The following is an 18,001-nucleotide window of genomic DNA, read 5'->3' as shown; positions in this document are numbered from 1 at the left end:
ACGCTACTTTTGCGCCTTTCTAGAACCTCCAACTTATGAGTCTTAAAAACATTCTTTTCGTTACCATACTCTGCATAGGACTGCAGGGATTCGCGCAACGCAACTACGATGAAAACAACCACTTGGGACTTCAAGGGGGTTTTGCTTTTTTCGATATAGATACCGATAACTTTACCACTACACAGGGCACAGGGTATATGATGGGTTTCACCACACGTGGATCTTTTTACAATGCCTTCGACCTTATCTATGGAATCAACTTTGTTCAAACGGAGGTGGGAATCTTGGGTCGTGACCTTAACAACACCCAGCCTGGGTTTTTTGAGCAGGAAATAGACTATACCATCCAATCTGCCCAAATAAACATTTTGGGTAGCTTCAATATCGTTCACAAACACCTGAGCCTAGAGTTTGGGCCGATCCTTAATGTGAATGGAAAAATGAAGTTAAAACAAGATACTTTCGAAAGGTTTATTCTTGATGGGTATGAGAACCTGGAAGCCCAGGACATTCAGAACATTTCCCGTGTTCACTTCTATGTGGCGGGTGGTGTTACGGCAGGGCTTGAGAACTTTAGATTGAGTGCGCAATACCAATATGGGGTAACCAATTTATTTCAGCGGTTTAATGACTCGGAAAGTATTAACGAACCGAACGTAAATTTTCAGGGAAATCCACACACCATCATTGCGATGGCCATTTTCTACTTCTAGGAAATTGTTTCTATAGTATGCTTTATTCTTGCTGAGGATTCTTCCTTTCCAAGAACAGAGGCTATCTCAAAAACATCGGGGCCCTTCATTTCCCCAACCAAGGATAAGCGCAAAGGCATCATTACTTTGCCAAATCCCATTTCTTGGGAGGTAATCCATCCCTTAATGCTTGTTGACAGGCTTTCAGCGTCAAATTCTGGCGCACTTTCCACAAGCTCCAGCACACTTGTTAGGATGCCAGCTGTTTCTTCTTTAAACGCTTTCTTTGAGGCTTTTTCATCATATTCGGCGGGTGCTTCAAAAAAGAAAGAAGCTTGCTCCCAAAGATCCTCCACAAAAGTTGCCCGTTCTTTTACCAAGGAAACTATCTTACCAATTGGTAAGGAAGTTACCACGCCTTTGGATTTCAAAAGGCCGCTAAACTGATTCGTAAGCAAATCATCCTCTTGTTGCTGAAAATATTGTTGTTGAAACCACTTGGCCTTTTCGGGATCGAACTTGGCCCCCGCCTTATTCACTTTTTCTAAACTGAAGGCTTCAATTAGGCCATCCAGGTCGAACAGTTCCTGCTCTGTTCCTGGATTCCAACCCAGAAAAGCCAACATGTTTACAACAGCCTCTGGAAGGTATCCATCTTCCCTATACCCAGATGCTGTGGTCCCGTCGGGTGCATTCCATTCCAAGGGAAATACAGGAAATCCGCCAGCTTCTCCATCCCGTTTGCTCAATTTTCCCTTACCGTTTGGTTTAAGAATCAAGGATAGGTGAGCGAACTGGGGCGCTTCCCAACCAAAGGCATCGTATAGTTGCTGATGCAAAGCCAACGAAGGCAACCATTCTTCCCCACGAATGACATGGGTAATCTGCATAAGATGATCATCCACAATATTTGCCAAATGATAGGTGGGCATGCCGTCACTTTTAAACAGGACTTTATCGTCTAAGGTGTTCGTGTCTATTTGTATGTCCCCACGAATGATATCCTTTAGCTGAAGTGTTTCATCTTTTGGCGACTTAAAACGAATCACGTAATGATCCCCTCGATCCAAGCGCTCCTGAACTTCAGTTTCAGAAAGGGAAAGGGAGTTGTTCATTTGTTGGCGATTGTGCCAATTGTAAATAAAGGTCCGTTTCTCGGCTTCGTACTGTGACCGTTGTTGTGCAAGTTCATTAGGCGTGTCGAATGCGTAATAGGCATTACCTTCTGCAATCAATCGCTCGGCATATTGTCTGTAGAGGCCTTTACGTTCACTTTGTCTATAGGGGCCAAAACCGCCATCTTTACCTGGCCCTTCATCGAAAGGGATTTTTAACCATTCTAAGGCTTCTTTTATGTAGTCTTCGGCACCTTCCACATAACGGGTTTGGTCGGTATCCTCTATTCGAAGCACAAAATCACCCCCGTGCTTTTTGGCAAAAAGATAATTGAACAATGCAGTACGAACCCCACCAATATGCAAGGGTCCTGTTGGGCTGGGTGCAAAACGTACGCGAACTTTCTGAGCCATCAGAATGAAATTATAAATTTAAGAGGGCAAAGATACAATTCTAAGGCTTCATCTCCTCAGGAATTCGCTTGTTCATGATAGAAAACCACAACGGCGGAACAAGACTCAATACCATGGAAGTTGGGTAGCCAAAAGGCATTTGCGGGCTGGTATCATGATAGTCTAAAAGCTGGTATTTTTTATGGGCCTTGAAATGATGGTCGCTATGACGGGTGAGTTCGTATAACATCATACGACCTAAAATATGGTTGGAATTCCAGGAGTGTATTTCACTTACCCTTTCGTAACGTCCACTATCCCTTTTTTGCCTGCTAAGCCCGTAATGTTCAATATAGTTAATAGTTTCCAGCAAAAGAGCGCCTACCAATCCTACGACAAAGGCCACCCAAGTTGCGGTAAATCCAAGAAGAACGTAAATAGTTGCCAAATAGGCTATTTGAAATAGGGTATACCAGAGCATGTCGTTTTTTATACTTATGAAAGACAACCCTTCACGCTTCAATAGGTTTTGCTGAATCCTCCAAGCACTTCCATATTGACGAAACATGGAAGTAAACCAAAATGCATATACGCTCTGGTTGTACTTAGCACTTGCAGGATCTTCCGGGGTCGCAGCATGTAAATGATGGCCATAGTTGTGTTCTATGTAAAAGTGCATATATAAAGAGGGCAACAGCAATAGCTTGCCAAGTGTTTTTTCCCATTGCAAGGTTCTATGGCCAAGTTCATGCGCCACATTGATTCCGTTGGAACCTATGACGATCCCGACCGAAAAGATGAGCCCGGACAATTCCAGAGTACTGTAAGAGGTTTGTGTAAGGCTCCACAAAAACCATAAAACGATACCATAAACCAAAGGAAGGTTTAAATAGAGAAGAATATTGAAGAATTTGTTTTTGGCTTTGGAATGTACTTCATCCTCAGAAAGGTTATCGGTTTGAACCGGTAGGATGGTTTCCAAAACAGGAATGAGCACAAAAGCAAAAATCGGGGTAAAAAAGGACCAATACCCCTGTAAGGTAAGTCCCATTATGGCAGCCAACGGAATGGTAAAGGCTGTTAAATATTTTAAATCTTTCATAATATCCTATTTTGGAGCAATTTTTGTGCTATTTTAGAAGTTCTGTTGTACCATGAGCACATTTAATATCATCCAGCAAAAGCTGGAACAATTTATTAAAAAATACTACACCAATGAGTTAATCAAGGGAGCGATTCTCTTTTTTGCTACAGGTTTACTATGGCTTATCATCACCCTTCTGGTTGAGCACTTCCTTTGGTTGGAGCCAGCTGGGCGAACTATATTGTTTTGGACTTTCGTTGCCGTAGAGGTTGCTCTTTTTGCTAGGTTCATTGCGTTTCCTTTGGCTAGGCTTTTTAAGCTGCAACAGGGAATAGGTTATGAAGAAGCCTCACGAATTATTGGCAGTCATTTTCCGCAAGTAAACGATAAGTTGCTCAATGTTATTCAGTTGAATCAAAACCAACGGGAAAGTGAGTTGTTGGCAGCAAGCATAGATCAGAAAGCTTCAGAATTGCAGCCAGTACCTTTTAAGAGAGCGATCAACTTTAATGGGAACGCCAAGTATTTAAAGTATGCCGCCATACCGGTTATTGTAATAGTCTTGGTGAGCCTGCTATGGGATAAAGATATATTTTCAAATAGTTACGAACGGGTAGTTAATTACGATACTGCATACGAACCGCCGGCACCATTCTCTTTTGTGCTGGTTAATAATGACCTAACCGCTATAGAGAATAAGAATTTTACTGTTAAGGTAATTACAGAAGGCGATGTGATGCCGGAAAATGCAACCATCAGCTTTAACAACGAGAGTTATTATTTGGAACAAACGGCCCCAGGTCGTTTCGAGTATACGTTTGCGCAACCCACAGAACCCATCGCCTTTCGTCTTCACGGCAACAAGGTTTCTTCTCAGGAATACCTGTTGGACGTGCTTCAAACCCCCTCATTGCTCGGGTTCGAAATGGTACTGGACTACCCTAATTACACAGGTAAAAAAGATGAAGTATTAAACAGTAGTGGTAATGCAACTGTTCCAGAGGGAACAAGAATTAGATGGGAGGTAGCCACTAGGAATACAGACAAAGTAGCACTAAAGACCCAAGACACCTCGTATGTGTTTAGTGCCGAGGAAGAAGGTTTTAGCTTTCAAAAGAGTGTGTATCGCAAATTGGATTATGCGATAACTACATCTAACCAGCATTTAAAGGAATATGAGAATTTGTCCTTTGCAATTGGGGTTATAAAAGACGAGTATCCTGAGATTGATGTACAGTCACGTGTGGATAGTACCGACAGCCAGATCAATTATTTTCTAGGCCAGGTCTCAGATGATTATGGGCTTACCAAACTTCAATTGGTCTACTATCCTGTAGGGGATAATGAAAATAAACAAGTAGAGCGCATTTCGATTGGAACGAATAATGTGGATCAGTTTGTATATACTTTCCCGGGAAGCCTTTTACTTCAAGATGGGGTTTCTTATGAGTACTATTTCGAAGTATTCGATAATGATCGCATTCACAATTTCAAGTCTGCCAAAAGTGCATTTTATAGCTTTAGAAAGCTTTCGGAAGACGAGGAAGAGAATCGCCAGTTAAATGAGCAGCAGGAGAACATTAAAGACATGAACAAGTCTTTGCGCGATTTAAAGGACCAGGAGAAGCGTCTGGAAGAGATCAACAAAATGCAAAAGGAGAAAAGTGAACTGAACTGGAATGACAAGAAAAAACTTGAAAACTTTATAAAGAGACAGAAGCAGCAAGAGGAAATGATGAAGAATTTTTCCAAGGAAATGAAAGAGAATCTGGAAAAGTTTCAACCAGAAAATGAGGAAGAGGATCCTTTCAAGGAACAGTTAAAGGAACGACTCGAAGAAAATGAAGAGCGACTTGAAGAAAATGAAAAGCTATTAGAAGAGTTGGAGCGGTTACAGGAAAAGATTGATGAGGAAGAGCTTAGGGAAAAGTTAGAAAAACTCGGTAAGCAGAATAAGAATCAAGAGAAGAATTTGGAACAGCTCGTGGAGCTTACCAAAAGGTATTATGTGGCCAAGAAGGCAGAAAAGCTATCTGAGGAAATTTTCAAATTGGGTAAGGAACAAGAAAAATTGGCAGAGGCTCCCGAAGAAGAGAACACGAAGGAAAAGCAGGAAGAACTGAACAAGAAGTTTGAAGAGTATAAAGAGGAAATGAAGAATCTGCAGGAGGAAAACAAAGGTTTAAAAGAGCCCATGGACATTCCTCAAGACAAACTTGGTGAACAGGAAATAGAACAGGAACAGCAAAAGGCATCAGACCAGTTACAACAGCAGAATAAACAACAAGCGAAGCCAAGTCAGAAAAAGGCAGGACAGAAAATGCAACAAATGGGGCAGCAAATGCAGATGCAGATGCAAGCTGGGCAAATGGAAACAATAGAAGAGGATGTTGAAATGTTGAGGCAAATTCTGGACAATCTCGTTGTCTTTTCATTTGAGCAAGAAGATGTGATGGAGGATTTTAAGGCTATAGATTATGGCAGTGCAGCCTTCGGTAAAAAGTTGAATTCCCAGAACGATCTTAAACTTAACTTCCAGCATATTGACGATAGTTTATTTGCATTGTCACTTAGGCAGCCGATGCTCGGGGAAAAGATAAATGAATCACTTACGGATATCGAATATAATATAGATAAATCCTTGGAGCGTTTAGCCGAAAACCAAATGCGTCAGGGAATTTCCAGTCAACAATATACGGTAACTGGCGCAAATGAGTTGGCTATATTGTTGAGTGAATTATTGGGCAACATGCAGCAACAAATGATGAACATGCCTGGTATGGGAAAAGGTCAAGGTAAAGGACAAGGCCAAGGTCAGGGACAGGGCCAAGGTTTTCAATTACCAGATATAATTAAGCAACAGGAGAGCTTGTCACAGCAGATGCAAGAGGGAATGAATAAAGGTGAAGGAAAAAGCGGAGAAGGCGAATCGGGTCAGGAAGGCAAGTCAGGTGAAGGTGAACAAGGAGGCCAAAGTGGACAATCTGGTGAAGGTAATAATGGTGATGGCAACAGTGGTGATGGAGGTGACGGTAACGGTGATGGAAAAGGAAATAAAGATGGAAAGGGCAGTCAAGGAGAGGGATATAATGAGGACATGAATGGCGAACTATATGAAATTTATAAACAGCAACAACAGCTACGAAATCAATTGGAAGACAGATTGAGCAAGGAAGGACTTAAAGGTGTAGGTGGAAAGCTCATAAAGGAGATGGAGGGAATAGAGCAGCAGCTGTTAGATAAAGGATTTAATCAACGAACATTGGAGCGTATGCTTAACCTTCAATATGAGATGTTGAAATTGGATGAGGCAGATTTAAAGCAGGGTCAGGAAAGTAGAAGGGAGTCACAAACCAATAGAAGGGATTACGATAACACCTTGCGCCTCAGCCCTGAGGACATAAAGAAATATTTCAATACTACAGAAATCCTCAATCGAGAAGCCTTACCTTTGCAGCAGAAATACAAAAATGAGGTAAAGAAGTATTTCGAGGGTAAGAATGATTGAATTCCACAGCCAGAATAATTTTGAATTGAAGCACCATAAAAGTATCCAGCAATGGATATTGAAGGTGGTTGATGATCTAGGATATGAATTGGGCGAGATAGACTATGTGTTCTGTTCCGACGAGTATCTTTTACAGTTGAATCAAAAGTTTTTAACTCATGATACCTTTACCGATATTATTACCTTCGATTACTCAATGGGTAAATTGATAGCTGGTGAAATTTATATTTCAACAGATCGTGTGCAAGAGAATTCTAAGGATTTTGATGAATCTTTTGATAGTGAATTGCACAGGGTAATGATTCATGGAATACTACATTTGTGTGGTTATAAAGATAAATCCCAGGAAGAGGAGCAAATGATGCGTGAAATGGAGAATTTATCACTGGAAAAACTAATAATAGGCTAAAAATCAGATAGTTAAGTAAATTGTTTCACGTGGAACATTGTTGTTATGTTTGATAAAGAATATGATGTTATTGTGGTAGGCGCAGGCCATGCGGGTTCTGAGGCTGCTGCTGCTGCCGCAAACATGGGCTCAGCCACCTTACTAATTACAATGAATTTGCAGAATATTGCTCAAATGTCATGTAATCCAGCAATGGGAGGTATAGCTAAAGGGCAGATTGTTCGGGAAATTGATGCTCTTGGGGGATATAGCGGAATTGTTTCAGATAATACCGCGATTCAGTTTAAGATGTTGAATAAGTCCAAAGGACCGGCGATGTGGAGTCCAAGGGTTCAAAGTGACAGGATGCGTTTTGCAGAGGCATGGAGATTGAAACTTGAGGCAACACCCAATTTGGATTTCTACCAAGAAATGGTTTCAGGTATCATTGTTGAGAACGATAAAGTTGTTGGAGTAAGAACATCTTTAGGGTTAGAAGTTAGGGCTAAGGCTGTGGTACTTACTAATGGCACATTCCTAAATGGCTTAATTCACATAGGTGAAAAACAATTTGGTGGTGGAAGAGCTGGTGAACGAGCCGCAACTGGAATTACGAAGGACCTGGTTGATTTGGGTTTTGATTCGGGAAGAATGAAAACCGGAACACCCCCAAGGGTCGATGGACGATCTTTAGACTTTAGTAAAATGATTGTGCAACCAGGTGATGAGGATCCACAGAAATTTTCGTTTTCTGATGAAACAGCGCCCTTGAAAAAACAACGTGCATGTCACATGAGCTATACAAGTTCTGTGGTACATGATTTGCTGCGCGAAGGGTTTGATCGATCTCCAATGTTCAATGGATCCATTAAAAGTATAGGCCCGAGATATTGTCCTTCTATAGAAGATAAAATCAATCGTTTTGCAGATAAGGATCGGCACCAATTGTTTGTGGAGCCCGAGGGTTGGGATACGGTAGAATATTATATTAATGGGTTCTCTACATCCTTGCCGGAGGATGTACAATTTAAAGCCCTAAGGGAATGCGATGGGTTTGAGAACGTAAAGTTCTTTCGTCCGGGTTATGCCATAGAGTACGATTATTTTCCGCCGACACAATTGAAACATACGTTAGAAACTAAATTGGTTTCAGGGTTGTTCTTTGCCGGCCAGATTAATGGAACGACAGGATATGAGGAAGCAGCTTCCCAGGGATTAATGGCGGGTATGAACGCCCATTTAAAAGTGCAGGAAAAGGACCCTTTTATTTTAAAAAGGGACGAAGCCTATATTGGAGTTTTAATAGATGACCTGATCACAAAGGGTACTGAAGAGCCCTATAGAATGTTCACATCTAGGGCCGAGTATAGAACTTTGTTGCGACAGGATAACGCAGATTTTCGATTAACACCCAAGTCTTTTGAAGTTGGGTTGGCGGGAGAAGAGCGTATGCGCAGAATGGAAAAGAAGAGAGAAGAGAGCGATGCATTTATAAAGTTTTTCAAGGACACTAGTGTACAGCCAATTGAAATTAATCCCATTTTGGAAAGTAAGGGTTCTGCGGTGGTGAAGCAAAGTGATAAGATGTTCAAGCTGTTTTCGCGACCCAATATTACAATGGAAGACATGCGAAAAGTGGAAAGTGTAGATAGGTATATTAGCAATAATGAATTGGACACCGAGGTGCTACAGCAAACAGAGATTCAGGTGAAATATTCTGGATATATTAAAAAGGAAAAGTTGAATGCAGACAAACTGCATCGCTTGGAAGGGATTCGAATCCCCGACAATTTTGATTATACAAAATTAAAATCCTTGTCTTTCGAAGCCATGGAGAAGCTGTCCGAAATAAGACCGGTTACCATTTCTCAGGCATCAAGAATTAGTGGTGTTTCTCCCAATGATATTTCCGTTCTATTGGTATATATGGGAAGGTAGTTTTAATTATGTTCCACGTGAAACATTCAGGCAACATTGAAGCATAAAAAAGAATCATTTCATATAACAACTAAAGACTTCCTCGTGTCCCAGGAGGAATTTTCTTTGGTGCGAAACGAGGAGTACGGTTTTCTGGAAACCATACCCCGCCCTAAACAAGAAGAGCTTTTCAAGTATTATGAAAGCGAAGAATACATTTCGCATACCGACTCCAAAAAAGGGGCGCTTTCGTTTTTGTATCAAACCGTAAAAAGATATTCTTTAGGAAAGAAAGTTTCTTTGATATCCAAATTGAATAGAGGAAAGGGCTCCTTGTTAGATGTTGGGGCAGGCACGGGTGAGTTCCTGAAGTTCGCCCAAGAGAAAGGATGGAATATAGACGGGGTAGAAGTAAATGAAAAGGCCCGGCAGTTTGCTTTGGAAAAAGGCGTCCACCTGCAACAGGGGTTAGATGCTTTTTTGGGCAAACAATTCGATGTGGTTTCCCTTTGGCATGTGTTGGAGCATTTGCCAAACTTAGAAGAGGTAGTAAGTACATTAGAGGATCTGGTACGACCAGGTGGAATATTGTTGATAGCTGTTCCCAATTTCAATTCTTGGGATGCCAAACACTATAAGGAATTTTGGGCAGCATATGATGTGCCCAGACACCTTTGGCATTTTTCAAAACCCTCCATGCGGAAATTGATCCCAAGGAAATTCAATATGGTTTCTGTTAAGGCAATGCCGTTCGATGCATTTTATGTAAGTCTACTGTCCGAAAAATATAAAACCGGAAATGCATTTTCTTTGAAAGCATTTTGGATGGGGTTTCGCTCCAACCTGTCGGCTATATCATCAAAAGAGTATTCCTCACTACTTTATTGCTTTCAGAAAGAAGATTAAGGCCTTTTTCTTGCCAGTAACACGAGTTTGGGCGCAAAGGGGCGCATCTGGGCGTTAATTCTGAGAAGTGCGCTTAAAACGCTTAATTTGAGGTCTTTTTTAATAAAGCAAGGTTATTGAAGCCAGCACAAACAATAGAGTTTGTTTATACTTGTTCTTTTTTATGAATAAGCCGTGTTAGTTGAATGGAAAGATCTGTGAAAATGATCTTGGCGTTTCCATTTCGTTCTACATGATAAATGGCATCTTCCAATCCCTTTATAATCTCAAAAATGTTATTTTGATGTACAAAAGGAGCAAACTTGTCCAAGGAGAATTTTGGATCTTGTGTTTCCAAATAGACCATGGAATCCAAGCCGTAATTTTTTAGAAGGGATTGCCTAAAAAGTTCCAGACAAAAGTGTAGAAAATTCTTCTGTGTTTCACGTCCCTTTCCAGCCATAAGATCGCTCCAATTCAATAAGTCCTGAATGGCACTTTTATTGCCCTTTGCCTTAAAGGCCGAACGCACCCAATTAACAAACCATTCTTCAAAAATGATGTCCTCGTTATCTTTGGATAGAATATGCAATGCCTTGTTGTAATCTCCATGCGCTTGCCTACTAATTCGTAGGGCTTCAGGTTCTGGAACGTTCATTCTAGAAACTAAAGCTTTAACAATCTCACTCTCTGGCAACAATGGTATTTGCAGGAGCTGGCATCTGGAACGAATGGTATTTATTACAAGTTCGGGTTCTTCGGTCAGTAATAACAATACCGTTTTCTTCGGAGGTTCTTCTACCAGTTTTAAAATCTTGTTGGAGCACTCGGTATTCATGCGATCTGCCATCCAAATGATCATAATTTTAAACCCGCCCTCGTAAGATTTTAATGCTAGTTTTTTAGAAATATCCTCAGCCTCAAGCACACTAATATTGCCCTGTTTGTTCTCAATACCCAAATGCTGAAACCAATCAAAAAGCGACCCGTAGGGAGCATCGTTTAAAAAGGTTCTCCACTCTTGCGAAAACAGACTGGAAACGGCATTCTTCTTTACAGAATCATTGGTGTTCACCGGATATACAAAGTGAAGGTCTGGATGTGAATAGTTGGCCACATTTCGGGCACAGCGCTCATAAGCTTCCGAAGTCTCAGGGTATTCACTGCAGAGCAATTCTTTGGCGTAAGCAATTGCCAATGGAAGCAGTCCGCTTCCTGCCGGTCCGTGAAATAACTGTGCGTGTGCAACCCTTTCTTGACTTACCGTTGTGCGCAGATGGTTCTTAATGTGACCATGACCTATAATTTCGGAAAAATCCATAGGCAAAACTACACATTTTTTTCAGGGAAAATTGATACCCGACCTTTAATAGGCCACCCACGAAAATCAATTATATTTGTGCAGTAAAAATTCACCTATGAGGACAGTTAATGACTATAATTTTCAAGATAAAAAAGCATTGATTCGGGTAGATTTCAATGTTCCCTTAAATGAAGACCTTGAAGTAACCGACACAACAAGAATCGAAGCTGCTAAACCTACTATTATCAAGGTTTTAGAAGATGGAGGAAGCTGTATACTTATGTCTCATTTGGGTCGACCCAAAGCAAGGGAGGAACAGTTTTCCTTGCGGCATGTGTTGAATAGTGCCTCCGAGATTTTGGGAGTGCAGGTGAAGTTCGTTGAAGATTGTGTGGGTAGTGCCGTTGAGCAAGCTGTTCAGGAATTGCAACCCGGGGAGATTCTTTTGCTGGAGAACCTACGTTATCATCCCGAAGAGAAAGCAGGCGATGAAGGTTTTGCCGAGAAGCTATCCCAATTTGGCGACATCTATGTAAATGATGCCTTCGGAACAGCCCATAGGGCGCACGCCTCTACAGCCGTTATTGCAAAGTTTTTCCCAGACAATAAGTGTTTCGGAAACCTTTTGGCCTCCGAAATCGTGAATGTGAATCGGGTTTTAAGTGATGGCCAAAAACCCATTACGGCGATAATTGGTGGCGCAAAGGTATCTTCCAAAATCACCATTATTGAAAATATTCTGGATAAAGTAGATCATCTCATCATTGGCGGAGGAATGGCATTTACTTTTGTGAAGGCCAAAGGAGGGGCTATCGGAAACTCCCTGGTTGAAGATGATAAGCAAGAATTGGCCCTTGAAATCCTGCGGAAGGCACAAGAGAAGAATGTTGAAGTTCACCTGCCGGTAGACTGTGTGATTGCTGATGACTTTTCCAATGAAGCCAACATTGACACCGCTGCAATTAACGCTATACCAGATGGTTGGATGGGACTGGACGGTGGCGTTCAAACAAGGGAATTATTTGCCAGTGTCATCGTAAAATCCAAAACGATTCTATTTAATGGTCCTATTGGTGTTTTTGAGATGACAAACTTTTCCCAAGGAACCATAGACGTATGTACTGCCATTGCAGAGGCTACGAAGGATGGCGCTTTTTCACTTGTAGGTGGAGGCGATTCCGTGGCAGCCGTGAAGCAATTCGAATATGGAAACAAGGTAAGTTACGTTTCTACGGGTGGTGGGGCGATGTTGGAAATGCTAGAAGGAAAGACCCTTCCCGGTATTCAGGCGATATTGGACTAACTGTCAAAAGGATATTAAATTATTTGGCCCTAAGGGCTAATTCCTTACATTTATCAAAATTTAGTCGCAAACACTGCGTTATTCCTCTATGAAATCACCTTTTACATTATTACTGTTGTGCTTTTCGTTGACCCATCTTTGGGCTCAGGAAACCAATGAGCAGGTTGTGGACTCCCTTCCCGTAAAGACGATTCAGGTAATTGATTCTATTACTGTTCAACGTATAGATAGCGATCTACCCGAGACGATCGTGGCCACCCAAACCAAGGACTCTACTGTTTTTGATTTAAAGGATAACGCCTTAGCACGAAAGGTGGATTCTGTATGGCTGGACCAGTTATATAACAATGACCTTTTTGAGGAAGTTTACGGAGCTATAACACAACAGACCTATGAACCTGTTGATTATGAAGAATTGCCCACCGAAGTTTTAAAGGAGCGACTAAAAGCATTGGACGCAAAAACCCCTTTCAACGTAGAATACAATCCTTCTTTGGAAAGTGTGATAAAAAGCTATTTAAAGAACCGGCGAAGGACGATGGCGAATCTCATGGCATTGAGTGATTATTATTTTCCGATGTTTGAGGAAGAACTGGCCAGGCAAGGACTTCCATTGGAGTTGAAATATCTCGCCATTGTAGAGTCGGCCTTAAAACCAACTGCGACCTCTCGTGTAGGGGCACAGGGCTTGTGGCAGTTTATGTTTAGTACAGGAAAGATCTTTGGATTGGAAGTGAACAGTTATGTAGATGAAAGGTCAGATCCATTAATGGCCACCGAAGCTGCTGCCAAGTATCTAAATCGATTGTATGATAGTCTAGAAGATTGGGATTTGGCCTTGGCTGCTTACAACAGTGGCCCGGGGAATGTGGCAAAGGCCATAAGACGATCTGGAGGCCATAAAAATTATTGGAACATCCGTCATCATTTACCCCGTGAAACAGCGGGATATGTTCCTGCCTTCTTAGCGACGATGTACATTTTTGAATATGCAGAAGAGCATGGTTTCGAGAGCAATGGACCTAGGTATCCTTATATAGCTACGGACACAATTCGAGTTAAAAAAATGATCTCCCTAGAACAAGTATCACGTGTCACTCAACTGGATTTGGCCGAATTGGAATTTTTGAACCCATCGTATAAACTGGGGATTATCCCTGAGATTAAAGATGAAAACTATGTGCTTCGTTTGCCCATTGAAGAAGTGGGAAAATTTGTAAATAATGAAGATGCTATTTATGCCCTAGCCGAAAAGGAGTTTAATGAACGTGAAAAACCACTGCCCAAATTTTTTGAACAGAATGATCGGATTCGTTATCGTGTTCGAAGCGGTGACTTTTTAGGAAAAATAGCAAATAGATATGGCGTTTCAGTCCGAAAAATCAAACAATGGAACGGGTTAAGAAGCGATAGGCTTCGTATAGGCCAACGACTTACCATATACCCCAGAAAACTAGCCAAGACCCCTTCAAATTCTGGAGTTGCAAGCAACGCAGTGGTGAAATCTGGCAAGACTTATACGGTTAAAAACGGGGATTCCCTTTGGAGCATATCCCAAAAATTTCCAGGGGTATCCGTAGAGCAATTGAAAAAGTGGAACGATATTAGTGGTACAAAATTGAAGCCAGGAATGACCCTGAAGGTTTCAAAAGGTTAACTAAAAGAATTACTTCTAATGAAAAAGTTTTATTATTTCCTATTTATGGGACTGTTACTATTGGTAGGATGTCAACAATCTTCCGATTCGAAAAGGGATGTTTCCATTCTCACAGACTCCGTAGGAAGGATCAATGGACTTCAGGTTGTTATCTCCAATGATCTTTGGAATGGTCCGGTTGGGGAAAAGGTTAGAGAGCATTTTGCAGGTCTAGTCGATGGACTTCCCCAGCAAGAACCCCTTTTTACAATCAATCAGTTAAACCCAGATGTATTTGATGGGTTCGCACGCAAATACCGCACCTTCATTCATGTTAAGTTAGGGGATAAGGATACGGTAATCCTAAAAAAGAACTCCTATGCCAAACCTCAAATAGGAGCTTTTATTACAGGAACTTCAGAAGAAAAAATCATTGAGCTCATAGATAACCAGCAAGCCCGAATGGTTGCAGAATTTCGTAACTCGGAGCTTAAAGAGAGGCAACGACGTACTAATATTTCCATCAAGGAAATTGACTCTTTAAAAGAACGGTTTGGTGTAAGTATTCGTGTTCCCAGTGCGTATCGAGTGGCCGCAGCTAGTGATGATTTCTATTGGTTGAGAAAAGATTTGAAGCAAGGAACCACTAACATTTTGATTTACGAAGTTCCCTTGTCTTTCATTTCCAAAGATTCTACAACCATTGCAGATATTATTAAGATGCGCGACTCTATAGGATCGGGATATCTCCCCGTAGAAGATGATGCCTTGTTTATTACGGAGGAAGCATATGCTCCCTATTTATTTACTACAGAAATTAATGGCAAATTTGCTTATGAAACCAAGGGAACTTGGGAAGTTAAGGATGAGTTTATGGCGGGACCCTTTTTAAATTATGCGATAAGGGACGAAGCAAAAGGACGGTATCTCATACTAGAGGGCTTTACGTATGCGCCTTCTGTAGAAAAAAGGGACTTACAATTTGAATTGGAATCTATCTTGAAAACAGCCAAGATTGATTAAATAGAAACGTTGACAACACTAAAAAATAAAGCCCGTGAATCTTCACGGGCTTTTCTATTCTTAAGGCAATACATTGCCTATTTTTTGTCTTCTATTTGGTCGCTTGCCTCTTCCTTGGAAGCATCTTTAAATTCTTTGATGCCGCTTCCCAAACCACGCATTAATTCTGGGATTTTTTTTCCTCCAAAAAGCAACAATACAATTACAACGATCAATACGATTTGCCAAGGACCAATGGCTAAGGGTAATACTAATGATTCCATTTGCATAAATTTATGAGGCAAAGGTAACAAGAATTTCGTAGATACAACGTTTTCAGGATAAGTTTAACGGCAAAGCCTTACATTTGCACCAAGGATATTCTTAGATGGCCAAAAAGGAAAAAAGAGGAAAGAAAATAAGAAAAAAGCTGTTGCATAAGTACAGATTGGTGGTACTTAATGAGGCAACTTTTGAAGAACGTTTTTCCTTTAAATTGAATCGACTTAATGTATTCGTGTTCAGTTCCATTTCGGCTCTTGTGCTTATCGTTCTTACGATCCTTCTTATTGCTTTTACCCCATTAAGGGAGTATATACCCGGATATTCATCTACGTCCTTAAAGAAACAAGCGGTAACGTTATCATTCAAAACCGATTCGCTGCAACAAGCGCTTAGCGTAAACGAACAGTATATTGCTTCTATTAAAAAAGTGCTCACGGGCGATGTGAAAACAGTCGATTTCAATCGTGATTCTATTATTGAAGCCGCCCAAAGGGATACGGCCGGATTCAATTTATCTCCCTCCAAGGAAGATTTATTGCTGCGGGAGATTGTTTCCCAAGAAGACAAATACAATCCATTGATAGATAGTGAACAACCTAATTTTGTGCTATTTGCTCCAGTGAAAGGACCCATTTCAGAAAATTACGACCCTAAAAACAAGCACTTCGCCGTAGATATTGTTACCACCAAAGACAGCCCAATAAAAGCGGCAGGGGACGGTACGGTAATTTTTGCCGAATGGACCGCAGAGACGGGAAATGTAATTATTGTTAGGCACAACAACAACCTAATTTCGGTGTATAAACACAATGCCTCACTAAGCAAGGAGCAAGGCGATTTGGTGAAGGCTGGAGAAGTGATTGCGAGATCCGGCAATACTGGCGAACTCACCACGGGCCCACATTTGCATTTCGAATTATGGAGCGATGGATATCCATTGGACCCAACCAATTTCATTGATTTCGATTAACTATGTCCTTAAAATCGTTTGGAGCTAAAATTTTTGCCAATCGGGTTGTTAAGAAAATGAACCGATGGATTTCTAAACCTATAGAAACCCAGGAAAACGTTTTTAAAGAATTAATTCATAGGGCCAAGGACACCCAGTTTGGCAAGGACCATGATTTTGAAAATATCACCTCCTTTGGTGAATTTGCCGCTAAAGTTCCTATTCGGGACTATGAACAACTAAGGCCCTACGCAGACAAGGTAGTACAAGGAGAGGCCGATATCCTTTGGCCGGGAAAACCCCTGTATTTTGCCAAAACCTCTGGAACCACCTCTGGTGCTAAGTACATTCCACTGACCAAAGACTCTATGCCATCGCATATTGAAGCAGCCAGAAACGCAATACTCTGTTATATACATGAAACCGGCAACACACAGTTTGTGGATGGGAAGATGATATTCCTTCAGGGAAGCCCCGTGATGACTGAAAAGAACGGGATTAAATTGGGAAGATTGTCCGGAATAGTTGCGCATTATGTGCCAAGTTACCTTCAAAAAAACCGATTGCCAAGTTGGGAAACCAATTGTATTGAAGACTGGGAAACCAAAGTAGATGCTATAGTAGAAGAGACTAAGAACGAGAATATGACCGTTATTAGCGGGATCCCTTCTTGGGTCCAGATGTATTTTGAACGACTGCAAGCGGTTGGTGGCAAGAAAGTAGGAGATTTATTTAAGAACTTCAACCTCTTCATTTATGGTGGGGTGAATTATGAGCCCTATCGAAAGAAGTTTGAAGGCCTTATAGGCAGAAAGGTGGATAGCATCGAATTGTTTCCTGCCTCCGAAGGGTTTTTCGCATTTCAGAATGAACAAAAAGACCCAGGGCTATTACTATTATTGAATTCAGGTATTTTCTATGAATTTGTACCAGCAGATCGATTTTTTGAAGAAAACCCACCAAGACTAACCATTGGTGAGGTAGAATTGGATGTAAATTATGTGTTGATTATCTCTACCAATGCGGGCTTATGGGCCTATAATATTGGGGATACAGTCATGTTTACTTCAACCAATCCTTATAAATTGGTAGTCACGGGAAGAATTAAGCACTTTATTTCAGCATTTGGCGAGCATGTCATTGGAAAGGAAGTAGAGCAGGCCATGCAGGAAGCGATGAAACAATTTGGCTTTTCCATTTCCGAGTTTACTGTAGCGCCAAAAACCGAGGTGAATACAGGATTGCCCTATCATGAATGGTTAGTGGAGTTTGAAGAAATGCCGGAAAACTTGGAAGAAATTTCAGGTGCAATTGATGCGTCCATGCAAACACAAAATAGCTATTATTACGATCTTATTGATGGCAAAGTACTCCAAAGACTAAAGATTATCACCTTGCGCAAGGATAGCTTTAAGGATTATATGAAATCCCAAGGAAAGTTAGGAGGACAGAATAAAATCCCAAGGCTCTCAAACGACAGAAAAATTGCCGATATCCTCCTGAAACTACAAGGATAAAATAGTGTTATCTTTGTCGCGAAA

At 41.1% G+C, this 18,001-nt stretch carries 14 protein-coding genes; 10 read left to right on the top strand and 4 right to left on the bottom strand.

Annotation, left to right across the window (positions count from 1 at the left end; genetic code table 11):
• Positions 1–35 precede the first annotated feature (35 nt).
• Positions 36–713 (top strand): hypothetical protein, encoded by a 678-nt coding sequence (locus tag AC6JAD_RS06235; protein ID WP_461304431.1) that lies wholly within the window; start codon positions 36–38, stop codon positions 711–713.
• On the opposite strand, the gene gltX is transcribed toward AC6JAD_RS06235, so the two are convergent.
• Entirely contained in the window at positions 710–2,221 is a 1,512-nt protein-coding gene (gene gltX, locus AC6JAD_RS06230) for a glutamate--tRNA ligase (RefSeq protein ID WP_461304430.1), read from the bottom strand. The two genes, AC6JAD_RS06235 and gltX, sit on opposite strands and share 4 nt — an antisense overlap.
• Before the next feature lie 40 nt (positions 2,222–2,261).
• On the bottom strand, positions 2,262–3,302 hold the full coding sequence (locus AC6JAD_RS06225) for an alkane 1-monooxygenase (RefSeq protein ID WP_461304429.1): 1,041 nt from the start codon (positions 3,300–3,302) through the stop codon (positions 2,262–2,264).
• 52 nt (positions 3,303–3,354) lie between these two features.
• Between AC6JAD_RS06225 and AC6JAD_RS06220 the strand changes: the two genes are divergently transcribed.
• The 4 genes from AC6JAD_RS06220 to AC6JAD_RS06205 are packed head-to-tail and all read left to right on the top strand — an operon-like array spanning position 3,355 to position 10,003.
• Positions 3,355–6,792: a DUF4175 family protein gene (locus AC6JAD_RS06220; RefSeq protein WP_461304428.1), complete on the top strand. Its 3,438-nt coding sequence runs from the start codon at positions 3,355–3,357 to the stop codon at positions 6,790–6,792.
• A complete protein-coding gene (gene ybeY / locus AC6JAD_RS06215) occupies positions 6,785–7,201 on the top strand; it encodes an rRNA maturation RNase YbeY (protein WP_461304427.1) in 417 nt (138 codons plus the stop codon). The genes AC6JAD_RS06220 and ybeY overlap by 8 nt, the downstream gene beginning before the upstream one ends.
• A 45-nt stretch (positions 7,202–7,246) precedes the next feature.
• Entirely contained in the window at positions 7,247–9,118 is a 1,872-nt protein-coding gene (gene mnmG, locus AC6JAD_RS06210; protein ID WP_461304426.1) for a tRNA uridine-5-carboxymethylaminomethyl(34) synthesis enzyme MnmG, read from the top strand.
• 36 nt (positions 9,119–9,154) lie between these two features.
• On the top strand, positions 9,155–10,003 hold the full coding sequence (locus AC6JAD_RS06205) for a class I SAM-dependent methyltransferase (RefSeq protein WP_461304425.1): 849 nt from the start codon (positions 9,155–9,157) through the stop codon (positions 10,001–10,003).
• A gap of 145 nt (positions 10,004–10,148) precedes the next feature.
• Here the strand turns inward: AC6JAD_RS06205 and AC6JAD_RS06200 are convergent, their stop codons facing one another.
• Positions 10,149–11,303 (bottom strand): DNA polymerase III subunit, encoded by a 1,155-nt coding sequence (locus tag AC6JAD_RS06200; RefSeq protein ID WP_461304424.1) that lies wholly within the window; start codon positions 11,301–11,303, stop codon positions 10,149–10,151.
• A gap of 97 nt (positions 11,304–11,400) precedes the next feature.
• Between AC6JAD_RS06200 and AC6JAD_RS06195 the strand changes: the two genes are divergently transcribed.
• The 3 genes from AC6JAD_RS06195 to AC6JAD_RS06185 all read left to right on the top strand — a co-directional run bounded on the left by AC6JAD_RS06195 (position 11,401) and on the right by AC6JAD_RS06185 (position 15,247).
• Positions 11,401–12,588, top strand: coding sequence for a phosphoglycerate kinase (locus tag AC6JAD_RS06195; protein ID WP_461304423.1), 1,188 nt, complete (start codon positions 11,401–11,403; stop codon positions 12,586–12,588).
• Between the two features lie 88 nt (positions 12,589–12,676).
• Positions 12,677–14,245 carry a LysM peptidoglycan-binding domain-containing protein gene (locus AC6JAD_RS06190; protein WP_461304422.1) on the top strand — a complete coding sequence of 523 codons (1,569 nt, stop codon included), beginning with the start codon at positions 12,677–12,679 and terminating at the stop codon, positions 14,243–14,245.
• Between the two features lie 18 nt (positions 14,246–14,263).
• Positions 14,264–15,247 carry a DUF4837 family protein gene (locus tag AC6JAD_RS06185; protein ID WP_461304421.1) on the top strand — a complete coding sequence of 328 codons (984 nt, stop codon included), beginning with the start codon at positions 14,264–14,266 and terminating at the stop codon, positions 15,245–15,247.
• 77 nt (positions 15,248–15,324) lie between these two features.
• On the opposite strand, the gene tatA is transcribed toward AC6JAD_RS06185, so the two are convergent.
• Positions 15,325–15,510: a twin-arginine translocase TatA/TatE family subunit gene (gene tatA, locus AC6JAD_RS06180; protein WP_461304420.1), complete on the bottom strand. Its 186-nt coding sequence runs from the start codon at positions 15,508–15,510 to the stop codon at positions 15,325–15,327.
• Between the two features lie 104 nt (positions 15,511–15,614).
• Here tatA and AC6JAD_RS06175 point away from each other — a divergent pair, with 104 nt between their 5' ends.
• Together AC6JAD_RS06175 and AC6JAD_RS06170 are read left to right on the top strand one after the other, a co-directional pair.
• Positions 15,615–16,481, top strand: coding sequence for a M23 family metallopeptidase (locus AC6JAD_RS06175; protein ID WP_461304419.1), 867 nt, complete (start codon positions 15,615–15,617; stop codon positions 16,479–16,481).
• Between the two features lie 2 nt (positions 16,482–16,483).
• Positions 16,484–17,977 (top strand): GH3 auxin-responsive promoter family protein, encoded by a 1,494-nt coding sequence (locus AC6JAD_RS06170; protein ID WP_461304418.1) that lies wholly within the window; start codon positions 16,484–16,486, stop codon positions 17,975–17,977.
• The last annotated feature ends 24 nt before the right edge of the window (positions 17,978–18,001 follow it).

Source organism: Aureisphaera sp. (genome assembly GCF_059726885.1).
The sequence above is the reverse complement of the archived record's forward strand: the minus strand, read 5'-3'. Positions and strand labels throughout refer to the sequence as shown.

Excerpts from the sequence above, each read along its gene's own strand:
- AC6JAD_RS06235 (WP_461304431.1), top strand. The coding sequence starts at position 36 with ATGAGTCTTAAAAACATTCTTTTCGTTACCATACTCTGCATAGGACTG.
- gltX (WP_461304430.1), bottom strand. The coding sequence starts at position 2,221 with ATGGCTCAGAAAGTTCGCGTACGTTTTGCACCCAGCCCAACAGGACCC.
- AC6JAD_RS06225 (WP_461304429.1), bottom strand. The coding sequence starts at position 3,302 with ATGAAAGATTTAAAATATTTAACAGCCTTTACCATTCCGTTGGCTGCC.
- AC6JAD_RS06220 (WP_461304428.1), top strand. The coding sequence starts at position 3,355 with ATGAGCACATTTAATATCATCCAGCAAAAGCTGGAACAATTTATTAAA.
- ybeY (WP_461304427.1), top strand. The coding sequence starts at position 6,785 with ATGATTGAATTCCACAGCCAGAATAATTTTGAATTGAAGCACCATAAA.
- mnmG (WP_461304426.1), top strand. The coding sequence starts at position 7,247 with ATGTTTGATAAAGAATATGATGTTATTGTGGTAGGCGCAGGCCATGCG.
- AC6JAD_RS06200 (WP_461304424.1), bottom strand. The coding sequence starts at position 11,303 with ATGGATTTTTCCGAAATTATAGGTCATGGTCACATTAAGAACCATCTG.
- AC6JAD_RS06195 (WP_461304423.1), top strand. The coding sequence starts at position 11,401 with ATGAGGACAGTTAATGACTATAATTTTCAAGATAAAAAAGCATTGATT.
- AC6JAD_RS06190 (WP_461304422.1), top strand. The coding sequence starts at position 12,677 with ATGAAATCACCTTTTACATTATTACTGTTGTGCTTTTCGTTGACCCAT.
- AC6JAD_RS06185 (WP_461304421.1), top strand. The coding sequence starts at position 14,264 with ATGAAAAAGTTTTATTATTTCCTATTTATGGGACTGTTACTATTGGTA.
- tatA (WP_461304420.1), bottom strand. The coding sequence starts at position 15,510 with ATGGAATCATTAGTATTACCCTTAGCCATTGGTCCTTGGCAAATCGTA.
- AC6JAD_RS06175 (WP_461304419.1), top strand. The coding sequence starts at position 15,615 with ATGGCCAAAAAGGAAAAAAGAGGAAAGAAAATAAGAAAAAAGCTGTTG.
- AC6JAD_RS06170 (WP_461304418.1), top strand. The coding sequence starts at position 16,484 with ATGTCCTTAAAATCGTTTGGAGCTAAAATTTTTGCCAATCGGGTTGTT.